Raw genomic sequence first — 18,199 nt, forward strand, 5'->3', positions numbered from 1 at the left:
CGCCGACCAGCTCCCTTGCGCCGCGCCAGACGGCGCAGGCATACCGTCGCGCACGACACCATGCGCTCGAGAAGCACCGCCCCCCTTTATCCAGGCGCCGATCCCCGAACCGCCCCAATGACCAATCGATCTCCATGACGACACTCCGGTTCCCCAAAGTGTCGCCCATAGAATCACACACCCCGGGCCGCCGGGAATCGACAACCCTCTCCCCGAGTCAATCTGTCGCTCCAAAGATCCGTAGATGCCCTAGCYTGCGGGAGGGGGTAGGGGGAGGGGCTGTCGCAGCCGGCTCAGACTCCCCGGAACCGGGGCGGGCGGCGTTCGGCGAAGGCCGCCTGACCCTCGCGGAAATCGGCGCTGCGATAGGCGGCGTCAGACAGCGCCGCGGTCTCGGCCGTGTCGCTGTCGGCGCCGGCCATGATCGCCTCGATCATCCGCTTGGCCGCGCGCAGGCTGTGCGGCGCCCGCTCGGCCAGGGTGTTGGCATAATCCAGCGCCGCCGACTCGACCGCGTCGTCCGGCAGCACCTGGTCGACCAGCCCGATCGCCAGCGCCTCCGACGCGTCGAGAAGGCGGCCCGAGAACAGCATGTCCTTGGCCCGGGCGGGCCCGACCGTCGCCACCAGCCGCCGCGTGTCGGCGAAGCTGTAGGCCAGGCCGAGCCGGGCCGGGGTGATGCCGAGCCGCGCGGTGCCGCCGGCGAAGCGCAGGTCGCAGGCCAGCGCCAGGCCGCAGCCGCCGCCGACGCAGAGACCGCGGACCAAAGCGATGCTCGGCCGGTCCAGGCTTTCGACCGCCGCCAGCCCAGCCCGGACCGCGGCGTTGTACCCGGCGGTCGAGCCGGCATCGGCGAAGACCGTGCCGAATTCAGTGATGTCGGCCCCGGCCGAGAAGACACCCTCTCCCTCTACGATCACCGCCGCGACYTCGGGGTCGGCGTCGATCTCGCGGCACAGATCCGGCAGCGCCCGCCACATCGCGGCGCTGATCGCATTGTGCCGCGCCGGCCGCTGCAGCCGCAGCCGCGCCAGCCGGCCGTCGCGGAACCATCGGATCGAGGTGTCGGTCATCGGGGCCTCGGCAAACATAACGCTGTCATGCCCGGGCTCGACCCGGGCAGCCAGAAGATGTCGAGACCCTCTGGATTGCCGGGTCAAGCCCGGCAATGACAACAGAAGCTGCGAGGCTTGACCGGATGCGCATATTTGTGAGAATGAACGTTCATTCTCACACGGATCGAGCCATGTCCGAACCCGTCACCGCGCCCCTGTCCCGCCGCGAGGAGAAGCGGCGCCACATCCTGGAGGCAGCCGCCGACTGCTTCGCCCGGCGCGGCTTCCACGGCACCGGCATGGCCGAGATCTGCGAGGCGGCGAGGATGAGCGCCGGCAACCTGTACCGCTATTTCCGGAACAAGGAGGCGATGATCGCCGCCCTGGTCGATGCCGAGCGCGAGGAGACTTCGGCGCTGTTCCGGACGGTGGAGGACACCGACGACCCGCTGGCCGCGATCACCACCCTGCTGGAGCGCTTCCTGACCCTGACCACCGACGCCGCCGGGCACCGGCTGTGGCTGGAGATCCTGTCCGAGGGCGCGCGCAACCCGCAGATCCAGGCGGTGCTGGACCGCAGCGACCTGGAGGTCCGGCCGGCGCTGGCCCATCTGGTCGGCCGGGCCGCCGCGCTGGGCCAGGCCGATCCTGCGATCGACGGCGACCAGGCGGCGGTCTGGCTGCTGATGCTGATCGACGGCTTCAGCGCCCGGGTCGCGACCGATCCGCGCTTCGACATCGCCGCCGGCATCGCCGCCCTGCCCGGCATGGTCCGCCGCCTCCTCGCCCCCGGAGCCTGAGCATGACCGGATCCGTCAATCGCTGGGCGATCCTGCCCATCGTCTCGCTGGCGCTGCTGATGGTGGCGATCGACGCCACGGTGCTGCACATCGCCGTGCCGACCCTGACCCGCGCTTTGGCGCCGAGCGCGCCGCAGATGTTGTGGATCATCGACATCTACCCGCTGCTGATGGCCGGGCTGCTGCCCGCTGCCGGCACGCTGGGCGACCGGATCGGGCACAAGCGGATGCTGCTGCTGGGGCTGGTGCTGTTCGGGCTGGCCTCGGCCGCCTGCGCCGTCGCCCCCGGGCCGGAATGGCTGATCGCCGGCCGCGCCTTCCTGGCGTTCGGCGGGGCGATGATGATGCCCGCCACCCTGTCGCTCCTGCGCCTGGCCTTCGACGACCCGCGCGAACGGGCGATCGCGATCGGCATCTGGGGCTCGGTCGCGTCCGGCGGCGCCGCCTTCGGTCCGGTGGTCGGCGGCGCGCTCCTGGAGCATTTTTCCTGGGGCGCCGTGTTCCTGATCAACGTGCCGATCGTGCTGGTCGCCCTGCCCTTCGCCTGGTGGCTGCTGCCCGGCCGGCGCGGCGGCGAGAAGCGGCCCTGGGACCTGCCCGGCCTGGTGATGGCGATGGCCGGGATCATCGCCGTGGTCTATGCGGAGAAGCAGATCACCCATGCCGGCGCGAATCCCTGGCTGTCGGTCGCGATCGGCCTGACCGGCGCCGGGCTGGTGGCCGCCTTCCTGCGCCGCCAGGCGCGGGCGGTGGTGCCGATGATCGACCTGTCGCTGTTCCGCGACCCGGGCATCGCCGTCGCGCTCGCCGGGGCGATGGTGGCGATGATCATCATCGTCGGCTTCGAACTGCTGCTGAGCCAGCAGCTGCAGCTGGTGCTGGGCCTGTCGCCGCTGCAGGCCGGGCTGCGGCTGGCGCCGGTGCCGCTGGCGTCGTTCCTGGCCTCGCCGCTGGCCGGCGGGCTGGTGCACCGCTTCGGCTTCCGGGCCACGCTGACCGCCAGCATGGCCTTGTCCGCCGCCGGCTTCGTCGGCATCGCACTGCTGCCTGCGGGGCCGATCTCGGCCGCCGAGATCGCCGGCTTCGTCGCCATCGGCGCCGGGGTGGGCGCGGCGATGACCGCATCGTCGACCACGGTGATGAACAGCGCCCCGGCGCACCAGGCCGGCGCCGTCGCCTCAGTCGAGGAGGTGGCCTATGAGCTCGGCGGCGGCCTCGGCGTCGCCCTGTTCGGCAGCCTGATGACGGTGCTGTACCAGCGGCTGCTGGCGCTGCCGCCGCTCTTGGAGGCGGCGGTGCCCGCGGCGCGGCGGTCGATCGGCGAGGCGCTGCTGGCAGCCGACGCGCTGGCGGCGCCRGAGGCCGGCGCGGTCGCGGTGGCGGCCCGAACCGCCTTCTCCTCGACCTATCAGGGCTCGTCGCTGGTGGCGGCTGGGCTGCTGGCGGTGACCGCCCTGGCGGCTCTGGTCGTGCTGGCGCGGCGGCGGGCGGCGGCGCAGCCGGGTTGAGGCCGCATCAGGACGCGTTGGCGGCGAAGACCTCGGAGCAATAGACCGTGTTGCCGCCGGCCAGGACGAAGAACACCATGTCGTCGCTGTTGGTCAGCGCCGTGACGGTGCAGACGATCGGCAGGACCTGGTCGTCGATGGTCTTGCTGTCGTGCCGCTCCCACACCAGCTTGCGGCCGCCTTCCTTGTTGGGGGTGTCGCGGTCGGGCGGGCCGAGATCGGCAATCATCTGCGCCGACGGGTGGTCCTGGTAGGGGGCGATCCTCTCCCCGAAACGTTCCCGGGCCGCCGCGGTGATGCTGTCGGTCGTCTGCGGCTCGGCGCAGGCGGCGAGCAGCAGCAGGGCGGCTGCGGCGGACACAAGTCTCAGGAACGGCAAGGAAATCCTCCGGCCAACAGGCGCGACTGGCATCCAGCGTGTACACGCCGGAGGCAGGGTGGTCCAGCGGAGCCTACAGCGGCTGCAGCCCGAAGCGGTCAAACTCGCCTGGTGGGAACGGCGACGCCGACAGTACATAGACCAGATGGAACGGCTCCGCCCGGCCCGGGCGGAACACCGGCAGCGATGCGGGCGAGAAGCCGGCGGACCGGGCCTGGCCGACGAACTCCGGATCCTCGAAGGCCGACCAGACCATCAGGATCCCGTCGGCCTTGAGCGCCCGGCGCAGGGTGGCGAGGCCGTCGGCCCCGTAGAGCGCCGCGTTCCCGGCGGCGGAGAGCGGCTGCGGCCCGTTGTCGACATCGAGCAGGATGACGTCATAGGCCGGGCCCTCGGCCGCCACGGCGAGGACGTCGCCACGCCGGATCCGGGCCGGATGGTCGCCGAGCGTTCGCGGCTTCGTGTGGCGATCGAACCAGCGGATCACCGCCTCGGACAGCTCGGCCACTGTCACCCGCGCGGCGGCGCCGAGATACCGGTGCAGGCTGGCCAGGGTGAAGCCGAGGCCGAGGCCGCCGACGAGGATCTCGGGATCGGCGCGGCGGGCCAGCCGGGCGGCGAGCTCGCCGAGCCGGTCCTCGGACTCGTGGTACTCGCCGTTCATCAGCTCCCAGCCATCGACCCGGATCATGTAGACGCCGTCGCGCTCGTAGAGATCGAGCACGCTGTCGCCGAGCGCGGCGCTGTCGACATGAACCCAGGCCATCCCGCCAACCATCCCTTTTCCGGACGAAAGACGGAGTTGTCGCCGATTCCAGCGGCCGGCGCATCCTCCGGAATCGAGTCAGGGCTGGCGGCGGAACCAGGCGCCGGAGGCGATCGCGCCGAGCATGGTCAGGCCGTAGGTGGCGAGGCCGAGGGCGAGGCCGGCGAAGAGCGCGTCGAGCGACCCGGTCCAGCGCAGCGCCAGCCAGCCGCCGCCGACGGCCAGCGCCACCCGCAGCCCGCCGGCGATCAGCGGCCAGGCCAGCTGCCCCGCCCCCTGCGATGCGAAGTACAGCGCCAGCCCCAGGCCGAAGAAGCCGTAGGCCGGGCCGACGATGCGAAGATAGGCGGTGCCGGTCTCCAGCATCCGCGGATCGGCGCTGAACAGCGCCAGCCAGGCGTGCGGCCAGATCGCGGCGGCCAGGCCGATCGCCTCGGTCAAGGCGAACGCCATGGCCCCGCCGGTCAGGGCGATGCGCAGCGCCCGGTCCGGCTGGCCGGCGCCGATATTGGTGCCGACCAGCGCCACCAGCGGTGCGCCGAGGCCGAAGACCAGCGGGATCAGCAAGTATTCCAGCCGGGCGCCGGTGCCGAAGCCGGCCACCGCGTCGACCCCCGCGGTGGCGGCCACCAGCGCCGTGACCACGGCGATGACGACGTTGCTCTGCAGCGAGTTCAGGGCGCCGACGGCGCCGATCCGGAGGATGTCGGCGAAGAAGCCCCGGCGCAACGGCGACCGGCGCAGCCGCGCCAGGTTCCGCCCGGACAGCACGTACCATGCGAGCACGGCCGTGCCGACCAGGTAATAGGCCAGCAGCGCCACGCCGCCGCCGGCGACGCCGAGCGCCGGGATCGGCCCGAAGCCGAAGATCAGCAGCGGCGAGACCGGGACCAGGAACACCACGCCGCCGCAGGTCACCAGCGCCGGCACCAGCATGTTGCCGGTGCCGCGGATCACGCTGGCCAGGCCGTTCATCAGCCACACCAGCACACTGCCGGCGAAGACGACGTCGGAATACAGCAGCGCCGCCTCCAGCGCCCCGCCGCTGCCGCCGAGCAGCCGGTAGACCGGCCGGCCGAAGGCGAGCATGCCGACAGTGCAGAGCAGGCCGAGCGCCAGGTTGATGACGACGGCGTGCAGCACCAGCGCGTCGGCATCACCGCGCCGGCCGCCGCCGATCGCCCGGGCCACGGCGGCGGAGATGCCGCCGCCGATGGCGCCGGCCGAGATCATCTGCGCCAGCATCACCGGCGGGAACACCAGCGCCATGCCGGCCAAGGCGTCGGTGCCGAGATGCGACAGCCACCAGGTCTCGATCAGCCCGGTCGAAGCCTGGGCCAGCATCACCAGCACATTGGGCCAGGCCAGGCGCAGGATGGTCGGCACGATCGGGCCGTGCAGCAGCATCCGGGTGCGGGCGCTGATCGCCACCGGGGCCGCGCCGCTGGGTACGGCCGGGCTGTCGGTCAGGGCGGGTTCAGTGCGCATCGGCGGAGGGTCCTCTCGGCGGCGCCACCTTGCGCATCAGCGGCACCATCAGCGCCGCGATGGTCAGGCAGACGCACAGCACCAGGAAGGCGTCAGCATAGGTCAATGTCTGCGCCTCGCGCAGGGTCAGCGACCACAGCTGCCGCAGCGCCGCGTCGTGGCCGCGCTGGGCGTCGCCGCCGAGCGCCATGGTCTGGGCGGTCGTTACCTTCTGCACCAGCTCGACCGCCGCCGGGTTCGCCGCGGTCAGATGCTCGGCCAGCCGCAGGAAGTGCAGGTTGGTGCGGTCGTTCAGGATGGTGGCGCAGGCGGCGATGCCGATGGCGCCACCCAGGTTGCGCATCAGGTTGAACAGGCCGGAGGCGAGCTTCAGCCGATCCGGCGCCAGCCCGCCGAGGGTCAGCGTCACCGCCGGCGCCACCGCGAATTGCTGCGAGAAGCCGCGGAACGCCTGGGGCAGCAGGAATTCGCGCCAGCCCCACTCATGGGTGATCGGGGTGAACAGCCACAGCGACAGGGCGAAGCAGGACAGGCCGAACATCATCAGCCAGCGCAGGTCGAAGCGCCGGGCGAACCACGTGTAGACCGGGATGGCCATGATCTGGAAGACGCCGGTCGAGAACACCGTCAGGCCGATGTCGTAGGCGCTGAAGTCGCGCACCCGGCCGAGGAATTGCGGCGTCAGGTAAATGGTGGAGAACAGGCCGATGCCGGTGACGAAGGAGAAGAAGCAGCCAAGCGCGAAGTTGCGGCTCTTCAGCGCCCTGAGGTCCACCACCGGCCGGTCGAAGGTCAGGCTGCGCCAGATGAAGAGGACGCCGCTGATCGCCGTGATCCAGGCGGTGGCGCGGATGCTGTCGTCGCCGAACCAGTCCCAGCGCGGCCCCTCCTCCAGCGTGTATTCGAGGCAGCCGAGGAACAGCGCCATCAGCACCATGCCGGGATAGTCGGCGCCACGCAGCAGCGACCAGTCCGGCTTGTCGATCTTGACCAGGATCGGCACCACGATGGTGATGAAGACGCCCGGGACCAAATTGACGAAGAACAGCCAGTGCCAGGAGTAGTTGTCGGTGATCCAGCCGCCGATGGTGGGGCCCAGCGTCGGCGCCAGCGACGACAGCGCACCGATGGTGGCGGCCGCGACCACCACCTTCGGCCCCCGGAAGAAGGCGAAGGCGGCGGTGAACACGGTCGGGATCATCGAGCCGCCGAGGAAGCCCTGCAGCGCCCGGAAGGCGATCATGCTGTTGATGTCCCAGGCCCAGCCGCAGAGCAGGCTAGTCAGGGTGAAGCCGGCAGCCGAGACGCTGAACAGCCAGCGCGTCGACATCACCCGCGACAGCCAGCCGGACAGCGGGATGACGATGATCTCGGCGATCAGGTAGCTGGTCTGCACCCAGGCGGTCTCGTCGACGCCGGCAGACAGGCCGCCGCCGATGTCGCGCAGCGAGGCCGAGACGATCTGGATGTCGAGCAGGGCGATGAAGAAACCCACGCACATCACGGCGAAGGCGAAGATCTTCTGGCCCTCGGTCAGTCCGGCGACACCGGTCGGAGCCGTAGCGGCGCTCATTTCCCGGCGCCTTCCCGCTGGTCGACATCGGCGGTCACCGACAGGCCGGGGCGCAGCCGGCCCAGCGTCGAGGCGTCGCCGTCGAGCAGGATGCGCACCGGCACGCGCTGCACGATCTTGGTGAAGTTGCCGGTCGCGTTCTCCGGCGGCAGCACGCTGAACCGGGCGCCGGTGGCCGGCGCCAGGCTGGCGACATGGCCGTGGAAGACCTCGCCCGGCAGCACGTCGGCCGCCACCGTCGCGGCCTGGCCCGGGCGCATCTGCGCCAGCTGGGTCTCCTTGAAATTGGCGTCGACCCACAGGCCGGTGGCCGGCACGATCGACAGCAGCTGCGACCCGACGGTGGCGTAGGCACCCTCCTGCGCGGCGCGGTTGCCGATGGTGCCGTCGATCGGCGCCCGGATCTCGGTGTAGCCGAGGTTGAGCTGCGCCGTGTCGCGGTCGGCCACGGCCGCGGCCAGCGCCGCCCGGACCTGCTGTTTCTGGGTGTCGATGACGTCGAGCTGGCGCTGCGCCGCCTGCAGCGTGGCTTCGGCCTTCTGGCCGTCGGCCACCGCCGATTTGTGATCGGCATCGGCCTTCTGGAAGGTCTGGACCGAGGCGAAGGACCGGGCCGAGAGCTGCTGGTACCGGGCCTGATCGTCGCGGGTGCGCACGATCTCGGCGTCGGAGGCAGCGATGCCGGCCTGGGCCTGGGCGATCACCGCCTGCTGCAGCCGGTACGTGGCATCAAGATTGGCCAGGGTCGCGTTCTGCTGCGCCACCGCGGCCTCGGCCTTGGCCAGCGCCGCCCGGTAGTCGCGATCGTCGAGCCGGACCAGCAGGTCGCCGGCATGGACCGGCTGGTTGTCGGTCACCGCCAGGGTGGCGATGAAGCCGGCGACCTTGGGCGCGATCACGGTGATGTTGCCGCCGACATAGGCGTCGTCGGTGCTTTCGAAGAAGCGGCCGACCGTCCACCAATCGTGCCCGTACCAGCCGCCGCCGAGGAGGATGGCCAGGGCCAGGCCGGACAGGGCCAGGCGTTTTTTCGTCAGCCGCGGCGTCCGGGCGACGGGCGACTGGACCGGGGTCGAGGTGTCGCGGTCAAGGACGATGGCGTTCACGGCGTGGCCTCCAGAGTGTCGATGCGGGCCAGCCGGCGGCGCGTCCGCTCATCGGCGGCCGGGCCGGCGCCGGGCTTGAACTCCTGCGGGGTGATCGGCCGGCCGCTGGTCCGGTCGACCAGGATCGGGTCGGCGACGGCGCCGGTCTCGCGGTCGACCAGCTGGACGCTGGCGCCCTCCGGCGCGAAGTGGCGGTTGCCCCAGGCGACCAGCGACCAGACCACCGGCCGGAAGTCGCGGCCGATCTCGGTCAGCACGTATTCGTCGCGCGGCGGTTTCTCGCTGTAGCGGCGGCGCTCCAGCAGGCCGGATTCGACCAGGCTGTTCAGCCGCCGGGTCAGCATGCTGGGGGCGATGCCCAGGCTCTTCTGGAACTCGTCGAAGCGGGTCAGGCCGTAGAAGGCGTCCCGCAGGATCAGGATGCTCCACCACTCGCCGACCCGTTCCAGGCTGCGGGCGATGGGGCACTGCATGTTGCCGAGGTTCTTGCGCTGCATGGCGATGCCTTGCCGACATCATTGAATGATGATTGTCATATATCCTCGTCACTATCATTTTGCAAGTGACGGAGCGCACACCCCAGGGATCTGATCGCCGCTATGGTTGCGCAGCCCGGCCGATCCCGGCGAGAATGGGGCAACGCCGCCGAGGACATGCCCGCAACCCGCCCTGATCGGGCGAGAGGTGACCTTTGAGTCGCGACCGCCAGCTGCATCTCGGCGCCTTCATGCGCCCCGTCAGCATCCACACCGGCGCCTGGCGCTATCCCGGTGCCTATCCCGATGCCAATTTCAACTTCGGCCACCTGAAGCGCTTCGCCCAGACGCTGGAGCGCGGCCGCTTCGACGCCTTCTTCATGGCCGACCATTTGGCCGTGCTGAACATGCCGGTGGAGGCGCTGAAGCGCAGCCACACGGTGACCTCGTTCGAGCCGTTCACCCTGCTGTCGGCGCTGGCCGGCGCGACCGAGCGGATCGGGCTGGTGGCCACCGCCTCGACCACCTTCGACGCGCCCTACCATATCGCCCGGCGCTTCGCCTCGCTGGACCACATCAGCGGCGGCCGCGCCGGCTGGAACATCGTCACCACCTCGAACCCGGACGCGGCGCTGAACTTCGGCCTGGACGAGCATATGGAGCATGGCGAGCGCTACGACCGCGCCCGAGAATTCTACGACGTGGTCACCGGGCTGTGGGACAGCTGGGCCGACGACGCCTTCATCCGCGACGTCGAGGCCGGGGTCTATTTCGACCCGGCCAAGCTGCATGTGTTGGACCACAAGGGGCCGCATCTGTCGGTGCGCGGGCCGCTGAACATCGCCCGGACGCCGCAGGGCTGGCCGGTAATCGTGCAGGCCGGCGCCTCCGACTCCGGGCGGCAGCTGGCGGCGGAGACGGCGGAGATGGTGTTCGCCGCCGGCTCGACCCTCGCCGCCGGGCAGCGCTTCTACGCCGATGTGAAGGGCCGGATGCAGGCGATCGGCCGCGACCGCGACCATCTGAAGATCCTGCCCGGCGCCTTCGTCGTGGTCGGCGACACGGTCGAGGAGGCGCGGGCCAAACGGGCGAAACTGGACAGCCTGGTGCATTACGAGAGCGCCATCGCCTCGCTGTCGATCGCGCTGGGCACCGACGCCTCCGGCTTCGATCCGGACGCGAAGCTGCCGCCGATCCCGGAGACCAATGCCAGCAAGACCGGCCGCGAGCGGGTGCTGGAGCTGGCCGAGCGCGAGGGGCTGACCGTGCGCCAGCTGGCCCAGCGCCTGGGCGGCTATTCCGGCCTCGCCTTCATCGGCACGCCGGAAACGATCGCCGACGAGATGGAGGAATGGCTGGAGACCCGGGGCTCGGACGGGTTCAACGTGATGTTCCCGTATTTGCCCGGCGGCCTGGACGATTTCGTCGACCGGGTGGTGCCGGAGCTGCAGCGCCGCGGCCTGTTCCGCACGGAATACGAGGGCACGACGCTGCGCGACCATCTCGGCCTGCCGCGGCCGAAGAACCGGTTCTTCTAGGCGCCTCGCAGGTCCCGGGAGCCGCCCCGCAAAGGGCGGCTCCCGGGATCCGTGAGTAAGGGGCGCCAGGATCTGAAGCTCGCCTGCCGATTCGTTGATGCCCGGATTGGAAAGCTAGAAAATCCTCCGGTTCTTCATTCCCTGTCGCTAGCTTGACCACGCCCCTGGGGACAGGAAGCCCGCTCCAGGCCGGATCGGCCAATGCACGGTTGTGATGGCGGCATGCCAGGGCGAAACGAAGACCCGGCACCGGCCGCGCGCCTTCGGCGCCTCGCGCCGGGTAATTTGATGTCCCGAAGCCTCGCCGGAGGCCGGAAGATCAGCCGGCTCAAGTTAAGTAAACAATATGTTTATTGAAATACCATATCTCGCAAATTATTATTTGAACTCTGGCCACAAACCGAACCATTCGTATCGACCGACACTTCTTCAGCGGAAGTCGGAATGCGTGGCCTTTCCCCAATGGCTGGCAGGAACAATCGATGACTTCGATTTTCGACACTCGTTCGCAGGCGCAGCTCGCAACCATTCCGGCGGCGGGGACGGTGAGCGTCAACGGCTATAGCAGCCCCGGAGACGGCGGGGCCGCCGTCTACAAGCAGATCCCGGCGCCCACGCCGGCCCGTGCCTGGCACTTCCAGTCTGCGGACGGCGCCTGGTGGGAGCTGGCGGAGACCACCGTCCGGCCCCAGCAGTTCGGCGCCAGCGGGACCGGTAACGTGGATGCCGCCCCGGGTATCCAGGACTTCCTCGACTATCTCGGCTGGTGCAAGGACAACGAGCGGAACGCCAGTGGCGAGATGGCCGGCGTGTTCCTGGTCAAGAGCACCGTCCGGCTGCCGCGACCATTCCTGGAGATCGATTGCCGGGCGGTGATCCACGCGGCCGGCGACGGCACTTTTACCGCGATTCCCCTGTGGACTGGCGAGGCGTCGCCGGTCAAATGCGTGATCGACACCTATCGCGGCCGGCAAAGCGTCATCTCCGGACACATCGAGTTCCGCTGCGACGCCGGCACCGGTCTGACTCCGATCGGGAACTCGCAGGGCATCTTCCCGCTCGACGGCGCTCCCGGGCTGGATGGCCAGGGCGCCTCGAACATCACCTGGGGGACGCTTGACGTCCAGTCATACGACTATGGCCTATACACCCCCGGCACCGGGCTGGGATGGACCGCAGGGGCGGCTTACAGCAACAACAACATCGTCCTGTTCGGCCGCCGGATCTTTCAGGCGCAGGGCAGCGGCACGGCCTCAGTCGAGCCGGTCTACGCCAAAAACAAGATCAACAACCTGGAGTTCGTCCACGATCGGCCGCTGGAGACCCTGCCGGTCGGGTCGCCCATGGTGGCCGGCGCCATCTACCAGTGGCAGCCCAGCCTCCCGGTCGTGAGCGGAGCCTATGTCGTCAACGGCAACAACACCTATCGAGTGACCGACCCGGGCACCCTGTCGACCACCCCACCCGCCCACCAGGGCATTGCCCACACTCCTCCCGGCGCTGACGGCATCTCCTGGAAATACCTCCGCCTGCAGAACTACTCGGCCACCTGGGTCGGTGCCTTCGTCGAGAAGTGGTTCATCCGGGGCGCCAAGAACGGCATGGTCGCCTCCCAGACCGCCTGCGACGACAGCGTCTTCCCTGCGGTCCGCATCATGGAGTCCCGGGAGGAAGCCTTCCTGGTGAATGGCGGCTTTCTGAACATCGATTCCCTGTTCATCAGCCCGAGCGCCGTCGCGGCCAAGTACAAGAACGCCAACGCCGGCTTCGACATCAGCAATGCCGGCTCCGCCTGGGGCCAGAACTTCGGCGCTTTCCTCTGCGGCAGCGCCTATGTCGCCGGAGAATGGGCGAACGGCCTGATCCTAGGCCAGGCCTCGACGACGGCAATCACCAATCTGGAGCCCGATGCGGACTACAAGTCGGCGCGCGGCTGCTTTGTCGAGATCCACCCGTCGGCGACCCGGGTGACGGCGAATCTCGGAACCCTGTCCGAGAACGCCAATACCACCGTGAAGAACAACGATTACCTGATCCTGACCGGCACGGCTGTTCCGTCGAACGGCTCGGTGCTGACCTGGAGCGGCGGGTCGGCCTACATCCTCGAGCACATCAAGGACAATGTCGTCCCGGCGAATCCCTTCAGGGTCGTCCTCAGAATCATCGGCGGCACCCTGCCGACGAGCGGAACGGTGACCAGCGGCGCATCGACCTGGACGGTCCAGCCGAAGAGCTATGACAACCTGATCCTGTCCGGCGTGGTGGGCGTGCCGCTGCTGACCACCCCCTATCCCGGTGGGGTCGACGCGGTCACCCGCAACGTCGACATCAAGATCCCGTTCAAGGCCGGTACGGCGGCGGCGTTCGCGTTCTCGAGGCCGCTCCCGGTGGCCGGCCAGGTCGTTAGTCAGGACAGCCTGATCGCCCGGACGCTGGACCGGCCGGAAGGCGTCGTCTATGCGGTGCGCAGCAGCGCGCTGACGCAGATGTTCCCGGAGGGCCTGCGATTGCTGCCCGCCGCTGCGGTCGACACCCAGATCCTGCTGGAGGACGGGCTGTACCAAGAGGCCGTCATCAGCGGCCACCAATTGGTCCTGCCCAGCAACACCGATGGCACGGCCGGCTTCGACAAGGTGTTCTCCCCGACGGGTGCCCGTCTGGTGATCGACACGCTCAACGGCGGCACCGTCTCGGGTGGCAATCCCTTCTTCACAGACGGTCAGCACCAGATCACGTGGGTTGGGCGCCAGCCGACGTTCCCGGTCTCCGGACGGACACGCCACAAGCTCGTCAGCCGCGACGGCAAGGTATGGCTCGGCGAGGGTGGGATCAATCCCGCCCCCTACACGGTCTCCTTCGTCGCAGCGCCGACGGGGGTCACCCTCAACGGCTACAATGCGGTCAATTTCGAAATCACCCTGACCGGCAATCTCACGCTGAACAACCCCGTCAGCATTCAGCCGGGCATGGAATTCACCATTCTTCTGATCCAAGGACCCGGTGGCGGCTTCACCACCCTGACCAGAGGATCGGCATGGAAAGTTCCTGGCGGGAGCCTGGCGCTGTCCGCCGCTGCCGGGCAGAAGGACCTTCTTCGATGCCTCGTCCGGACTTCGGGCGCGTCCCCCGAGATCCTGGTGACTCCCTTCCTGAACATCTCGTGACAGCCAGAGGGCACCTTCGGGTGCCCTCTCTTTTCCCTGCACACACGCCGACGGGCGGGCGTGGGGATCGAGCCTGCGACCCCTGTCACGCGAGGCCCTCACTCCCCCATCAGCCGGCGAATATAGGCGATCGACCGCGCCGCGAAGGTCTGCCAGTCGGACGGGTTGTCGTGCTCGACCACCAGCACCGCGGCCCGGGTCGTGCCGAACAGCGGGGCCAAAGACGGCCAGTCGATGATGCCGTCGCCGGTCGCCGTCCAGCCTTCGTCGGCGGTGGTGCCGGCCGGCGCCGTGTCCTTCAGCTGGATCGCGGTGATGCGGTCGGCATAGCGCGACAGCTCCTGCGCCGGGTCGGCCCAGCCGCGGGTGACCCAGCCGAGGTCGATCTCGAAATCGACGCCCGGTCCCCCCGCCTCCAGCAGCAGGTCGATCGGCCGGTTGCCGTCCTCCAGCCGGCGGTACTCGAAGTCGTGGTTGTGCCAGGCGACCTTCAGCCCCTCGGCCTTGGCCGCTGCAGCGCCCTCGGCCAGTTGATGGCCGACCCGGCGCCAGCCATCGGCGGTGATGCTGCGCTCCGTCGGGGTCAGGTAGGGCGGGATCAGCGTGTCGGTGCCCAGGATGTGGGCGGTGTCGAAGAACCGCTGCGGCTCGGCCACCAGCCCGGCCAGCGGCATGTGGAAGCCGGAGCAGGCGAGGCCGGCGGCGTCGATCTGCCGGCGGAACCGGGCGGGGTCGGCCTCATAGGCCGGCAGCCAGGGCTCGACCGCGTCGTAGCCGCATTGCGCCAGCCAGTCGAGCTGGGCCTCCAGCGGCGGAAAAAAGCGTGCGGAGTAGAGCTGGAACGAGATCGGGAGCATCGCGGTCACCGGCTCGGAGGGCGTCGACCGGCAGGTTAGCCACGGCGCCCCCTGCCCCGCCAGCCGGATCGAGGCGGCGATGTCCGCATTCGCAACAAACTGCCGCCGACGCCGTGCCGCATTGACAGAGGAGCGGCTTCCCATGCTCTGATTGTTGCAAGGAATCGTCGACTCGCTTTGCGGGATCGGGGCACGGGCATCCAGGGAGGCAATGAAATGTCGGAAACGACCGGGACCAAGCCGGGATCAGCCATGGGACCGACGCTCGACCGGCGTCGCTTCCTGCAGGGCACCGCGGGCGCGCTGGTGGCGCCGGCGGTGGCGGGGCTGCCGGCCATGGCGCGGGCGCAGGACAAGGTCGAGCTGCTGTTCTGGGCCTGGACGCCCGACATCCCGAGCCAGATCGACCTGTTCCAGAAGAAATACCCCGGCATCTCGGTCAAGCTGGAGAATGTCGGCCAGGGCCCGCCGCATTACGTCAAGCTGCGCAACGCGATCAAGGCCGGCAGCGGCCTGCCGGACGTGGCGCAGATGGAGTTCAACTCGATCGCCAGCTTCAAGCAGCTGGGCGTGCTGGCCGATCTGGCGCCGCACGGCGCCGGCGAGATCGGCAGCGCCTTCGTCGACTGGACCTGGAAGTCGGTGACCGACGGCGGCAAGGTCTACGCCGTGCCCTGGGACAGCGGGCCGATGGGCCTGCTGTACCGCGCCGACGTGTTCGACAAGCACGGCCTGTCGGTGCCCGAGACCTGGGACGACTATGCCGAGCAGGCGATCAAGCTGAAGGAGAAGGCGCCCGGCACCTTCATGTGCGATTTCGGCGCCTCGGACGCCGGCTGGGTCTGCGCCGTGCTGTGGCAGGCCGGCTGGCGGCCGTTCCACCTCGACGGCACCAGCATCAAGATCGCGCTCAACGACGACATCGCCAAGAAATGGGCTGCCTATTGGCAGAAGCTGATCGACGCCAAGGCGGTCGACGTCAAGCCGATGTGGACCACCGAATGGTTCGCCGGGCTGGATGCCGGCACCTACGCCTCCTGGGTCACCGCGGCCTGGGCGCCGGTCTTGATGCAGCAGTCGATGAAGAAGAGCTTCGGCCAGTGGCGGGCGGCGCCGATGCCGCAATGGCAGAAGGGCGGCAAGGTCACCTCGAACTGGGGCGGGTCGACCTTCGCGGCCTTCACCTCGTCGCAGCATCCGAAGGAGGCCGCGCTGTTCGCCCAGTTCATGGGCAGCGACCCGGAGGCGGCACGGCTGTGGAACACCAAGCAGTTCCTGTTCCCGGTGCTGAAATCGCTGATCGACGACAAGGAGCTGATGGGCCACGGCTACGATTTCTACGGCGGCCAGAAGGTCAACGAGATCTTCGTCGTCTCGGAGAACCAGGTCGATCCGAGCTTCGAATTCGCGCCGTTCCAGGATTATGTGAACCAGCAGCTGCAGGACGAGATGGCCGCCGCCATTGCCGGCAACGGCACCCTGGCCGAAGCCTTCGACCGGGTGCAGGACACCGTCGTGGCCTATGCCACCGACCAGGGCTTCACCGTCCTCTGAGGTCGGGGCCGGCGGGCCCGCCGTGACGGCGGCGCCCGCCGGTGCCCGGGCCGCCGCCCCCCGTGCCACGGGCGGGGCGCGGCGGCGGATCCTGGTCGGCCGCAAGCTGGCGCCATACGTCTTCCTGGCGCCGTTCCTGCTGCTGTTCGCGGGATTCCTGATCGCGCCGCTGCTCTATGCCTTCCAGATGAGCCTGTTCCGGGAGACGCTGGTCGGCGGCGCCCGTTTCGTCGGGCTCGACAACTACGCCCGCGCCATCCACGACAAGAGCTTCTGGGACGGCGTCGGCCTTTTGCTCCAGTTCGGCCTGATGCAGATTCCGGTGATGCTGGGGCTGGCGCTGCTGTTCGCGCTGATCCTGGACAGCGGCCTGGTCTTCGCCCGCAGCTTCTTCCGTGTCGCCTTCTTCATCCCCTATGCCGTGCCGGCGGTGATCGCGACGCTGCTGTGGGGCTACCTGTACGGCCCGGCCTTCGGCCCGTTCAGCCAGCTGTCCGAGGCGATGGGCTTCGGCAAGATCGACTTCCTGTCCGGCGGCGGCCTCCTCCCCTCCCTCGCCAACATCGCGGTGTGGGAGTACATGGGCTACAACATGATCATCTACTACGCGGCGCTGCAGGCGGTGCCGCGCGACCTGGAGGAGGCGTCGGCGATCGACGGCGCCACGGCGCTGCAGCATTCGCTGCGGATCAAGCTGCCGCTGATCATGCCCACCATCATCGTCACGGTGATCTTCTCGATCATCGGCACGCTGCAGCTGTTCACCGAGCCCTATCTGATGCGCAACCTGGCGCCGAGCCAGATCAACAGCCACTACACGCCGAACTACTACGCCTACACCCTGGCCTTCACCTCGCAGCAGTTCAACTATTCGGCGGCGATCTCCTTCGTCCTGGGCGCGGTGGTGGCGGTGGCGTCCTACGGCTTCATGCTGCTGACCAACCGCAGGGGGCGCCGGTGACGATCGCCGCGCGCACCGTCCGCTCCGCCGCCTTCCGCCGCCAGCGCTGGCTACTGACCGCCGTGCTGGGGATCTATTTCGTCTATACCTTCATCCCACTGCTCTACGTCATCGTCTCGGCGACCAAGACCAATGCCGACCTGTTCGGCACCTTCGGCCTGTGGTTCGCCGGCGACTTCAACCTGTGGGAGAATCTGCAGGGCCTGTTCACCTACCAGGATGGCGCCTTCGCCCGCTGGCTCCTGAACACCTTCCTTTACGCCGCGATCTCCGGCCTCGGCGCCGCCCTGCTGGCCACCTGCGCCGGCTATGCCTTCGCCAAGTTCCAGTTCCGGGGCAAGAACCTGTTCTTCGCCCTGGTGCTGGGCGCGGTGATGATCCCGCAGACGGCGCTGTCGGTGCCGCTGTTCCTGATGCTGTCGAAGATCGGGCTGGTCAACACGCCGATCGCGATCATCCTGCCGTCGATGGTGTTCCCGCCGGGCGTGTTCCTGATGTGCGTCTACATCCAGGACGCGGTGTCGAACGAGCTGATCGAGGCCGGCCGCATCGATGGCGCGGGCGAGCTGCACATCTTCGGCAAGATCGCCTTCCGGCTGCTGATGCCGGGCTTCGCCACAGTGCTGATCCTGGCCTTCGTGTCGACCTGGAACAACTACTTCCTGCCGCTGGTGATGCTGAACTCGTCGGAATACTTCCCGATCACCGTCGGCCTGTCGCAATGGTACGCCTCGGCCACGTCCGGCAGCGGCGRCACCGTGCTGTTCACCATCGTCATGGCCGGGGCGCTGGTCAGCATCCTGCCGGTGATCGCCGCCTTCCTGTTCATGCAGCGCTGGTGGCAGGGCGGGCTGGCGAGCGGCGGGGTGAAGACTTAGCAGAGCCCGGATGAGCCCGGGTCATGCGGCGATGAATTCCTCCCATTTGCGGACAAGGCATTCGCTGGCGTTCCTGGCGATGCTGCCCGGCCTCCC

Annotated in this window: 15 protein-coding genes; 7 read left to right on the forward strand and 8 right to left on the reverse strand. The window is 69.0% G+C overall.

Features of this window, described 5'->3' with window-relative positions; genetic code table 11:
* Positions 1 to 293: 293 nt before the first annotated feature.
* Positions 294 to 1,073, reverse strand: a complete 780-nt coding sequence (locus AB4Z01_RS28875) for an enoyl-CoA hydratase-related protein (RefSeq protein WP_441699530.1) — start codon at positions 1,071 to 1,073, stop codon at positions 294 to 296.
* Between the two features lie 173 nt (positions 1,074 to 1,246).
* Here AB4Z01_RS28875 and AB4Z01_RS28880 point away from each other — a divergent pair, with 173 nt between their 5' ends.
* Together AB4Z01_RS28880 and AB4Z01_RS28885 are read left to right on the forward strand one after the other, a co-directional pair.
* Positions 1,247 to 1,855 carry a TetR/AcrR family transcriptional regulator gene (locus AB4Z01_RS28880; RefSeq protein ID WP_441699531.1) on the forward strand — a complete coding sequence of 203 codons (609 nt, stop codon included), beginning with the start codon at positions 1,247 to 1,249 and terminating at the stop codon, positions 1,853 to 1,855.
* A 2-nt stretch (positions 1,856 to 1,857) separates the two neighbouring features.
* A complete protein-coding gene (locus AB4Z01_RS28885; RefSeq protein ID WP_441699533.1) occupies positions 1,858 to 3,363 on the forward strand; it encodes an MFS transporter in 1,506 nt (501 codons plus the stop codon).
* A gap of 7 nt (positions 3,364 to 3,370) precedes the next feature.
* Here AB4Z01_RS28885 and AB4Z01_RS28890 read toward each other — a convergent pair whose 3' ends face one another.
* From AB4Z01_RS28890 to AB4Z01_RS28915, 6 genes are all read right to left on the reverse strand, one after another.
* On the reverse strand, positions 3,371 to 3,724 hold the full coding sequence (locus AB4Z01_RS28890; protein ID WP_441699535.1) for a hypothetical protein: 354 nt from the start codon (positions 3,722 to 3,724) through the stop codon (positions 3,371 to 3,373).
* A 91-nt stretch (positions 3,725 to 3,815) separates the two neighbouring features.
* The gene (locus tag AB4Z01_RS28895; protein WP_441699536.1) at positions 3,816 to 4,508 is read right to left on the reverse strand and encodes a hypothetical protein; all 693 of its coding nucleotides are present in this window, start codon (positions 4,506 to 4,508) and stop codon (positions 3,816 to 3,818) included.
* A 78-nt stretch (positions 4,509 to 4,586) separates the two neighbouring features.
* Positions 4,587 to 5,996, reverse strand: coding sequence for an MATE family efflux transporter (locus tag AB4Z01_RS28900; RefSeq protein WP_441699537.1), 1,410 nt, complete (start codon positions 5,994 to 5,996; stop codon positions 4,587 to 4,589).
* Positions 5,986 to 7,569: a DHA2 family efflux MFS transporter permease subunit gene (locus tag AB4Z01_RS28905; protein ID WP_441699538.1), complete on the reverse strand. Its 1,584-nt coding sequence runs from the start codon at positions 7,567 to 7,569 to the stop codon at positions 5,986 to 5,988. The genes AB4Z01_RS28900 and AB4Z01_RS28905 overlap by 11 nt, the downstream gene beginning before the upstream one ends.
* Positions 7,566 to 8,675, reverse strand: a complete 1,110-nt coding sequence (locus AB4Z01_RS28910) for an HlyD family secretion protein (protein WP_441699540.1) — start codon at positions 8,673 to 8,675, stop codon at positions 7,566 to 7,568. The genes AB4Z01_RS28905 and AB4Z01_RS28910 overlap by 4 nt, the downstream gene beginning before the upstream one ends.
* Complete coding sequence (locus tag AB4Z01_RS28915; protein ID WP_441699542.1) at positions 8,672 to 9,172, reverse strand: winged helix-turn-helix transcriptional regulator; 501 nt, start codon at positions 9,170 to 9,172, stop codon at positions 8,672 to 8,674. Before AB4Z01_RS28915 ends, AB4Z01_RS28910 begins: the two co-directional genes overlap by 4 nt.
* A 194-nt stretch (positions 9,173 to 9,366) precedes the next feature.
* Here AB4Z01_RS28915 and AB4Z01_RS28920 point away from each other — a divergent pair, with 194 nt between their 5' ends.
* The gene (locus tag AB4Z01_RS28920; RefSeq protein ID WP_441699543.1) at positions 9,367 to 10,689 is read left to right on the forward strand and encodes an LLM class flavin-dependent oxidoreductase; all 1,323 of its coding nucleotides are present in this window, start codon (positions 9,367 to 9,369) and stop codon (positions 10,687 to 10,689) included.
* Between the two features lie 482 nt (positions 10,690 to 11,171).
* Positions 11,172 to 13,853, forward strand: a complete 2,682-nt coding sequence (locus AB4Z01_RS28925; protein ID WP_441699544.1) for a hypothetical protein — start codon at positions 11,172 to 11,174, stop codon at positions 13,851 to 13,853.
* A 98-nt stretch (positions 13,854 to 13,951) separates the two neighbouring features.
* Here the strand turns inward: AB4Z01_RS28925 and AB4Z01_RS28930 are convergent, their stop codons facing one another.
* Positions 13,952 to 14,710, reverse strand: a complete 759-nt coding sequence (locus tag AB4Z01_RS28930) for a sugar phosphate isomerase/epimerase family protein (protein ID WP_441699546.1) — start codon at positions 14,708 to 14,710, stop codon at positions 13,952 to 13,954.
* A 216-nt stretch (positions 14,711 to 14,926) separates the two neighbouring features.
* Between AB4Z01_RS28930 and AB4Z01_RS28935 the strand changes: the two genes are divergently transcribed.
* From AB4Z01_RS28935 to AB4Z01_RS28945, 3 genes are read left to right on the forward strand one after another with little or no spacing between them, the layout of a single operon-like run.
* Positions 14,927 to 16,264, forward strand: coding sequence for an ABC transporter substrate-binding protein (locus tag AB4Z01_RS28935; RefSeq protein WP_441699548.1), 1,338 nt, complete (start codon positions 14,927 to 14,929; stop codon positions 16,262 to 16,264).
* 22 nt (positions 16,265 to 16,286) lie between these two features.
* Entirely contained in the window at positions 16,287 to 17,225 is a 939-nt protein-coding gene (locus AB4Z01_RS28940; protein ID WP_441699549.1) for a carbohydrate ABC transporter permease, read from the forward strand.
* Positions 17,222 to 18,103 carry a carbohydrate ABC transporter permease gene (locus tag AB4Z01_RS28945; RefSeq protein ID WP_441699551.1) on the forward strand — a complete coding sequence of 294 codons (882 nt, stop codon included), beginning with the start codon at positions 17,222 to 17,224 and terminating at the stop codon, positions 18,101 to 18,103. Before AB4Z01_RS28940 ends, AB4Z01_RS28945 begins: the two co-directional genes overlap by 4 nt.
* Positions 18,104 to 18,199: the final 96 nt, after the last annotated feature.

Origin of the sequence: Inquilinus sp. YAF38 (assembly GCF_052113205.1) — a bacterium.
Taxonomy (GTDB): domain Bacteria; phylum Pseudomonadota; class Alphaproteobacteria; order DSM-16000; family Inquilinaceae; genus Inquilinus.

Excerpts from the sequence above, each read along its gene's own strand:
- AB4Z01_RS28895 (WP_441699536.1), bottom strand. The coding sequence starts at position 4,508 with ATGGCCTGGGTTCATGTCGACAGCGCCGCGCTCGGCGACAGCGTGCTC.
- AB4Z01_RS28880 (WP_441699531.1), top strand. The coding sequence starts at position 1,247 with ATGTCCGAACCCGTCACCGCGCCCCTGTCCCGCCGCGAGGAGAAGCGG.
- AB4Z01_RS28935 (WP_441699548.1), top strand. The coding sequence starts at position 14,927 with ATGTCGGAAACGACCGGGACCAAGCCGGGATCAGCCATGGGACCGACG.
- AB4Z01_RS28900 (WP_441699537.1), bottom strand. The coding sequence starts at position 5,996 with ATGCGCACTGAACCCGCCCTGACCGACAGCCCGGCCGTACCCAGCGGC.
- AB4Z01_RS28905 (WP_441699538.1), bottom strand. The coding sequence starts at position 7,569 with ATGAGCGCCGCTACGGCTCCGACCGGTGTCGCCGGACTGACCGAGGGC.
- AB4Z01_RS28925 (WP_441699544.1), top strand. The coding sequence starts at position 11,172 with ATGACTTCGATTTTCGACACTCGTTCGCAGGCGCAGCTCGCAACCATT.
- AB4Z01_RS28930 (WP_441699546.1), bottom strand. The coding sequence starts at position 14,710 with ATGCTCCCGATCTCGTTCCAGCTCTACTCCGCACGCTTTTTTCCGCCG.
- AB4Z01_RS28915 (WP_441699542.1), bottom strand. The coding sequence starts at position 9,172 with ATGCAGCGCAAGAACCTCGGCAACATGCAGTGCCCCATCGCCCGCAGC.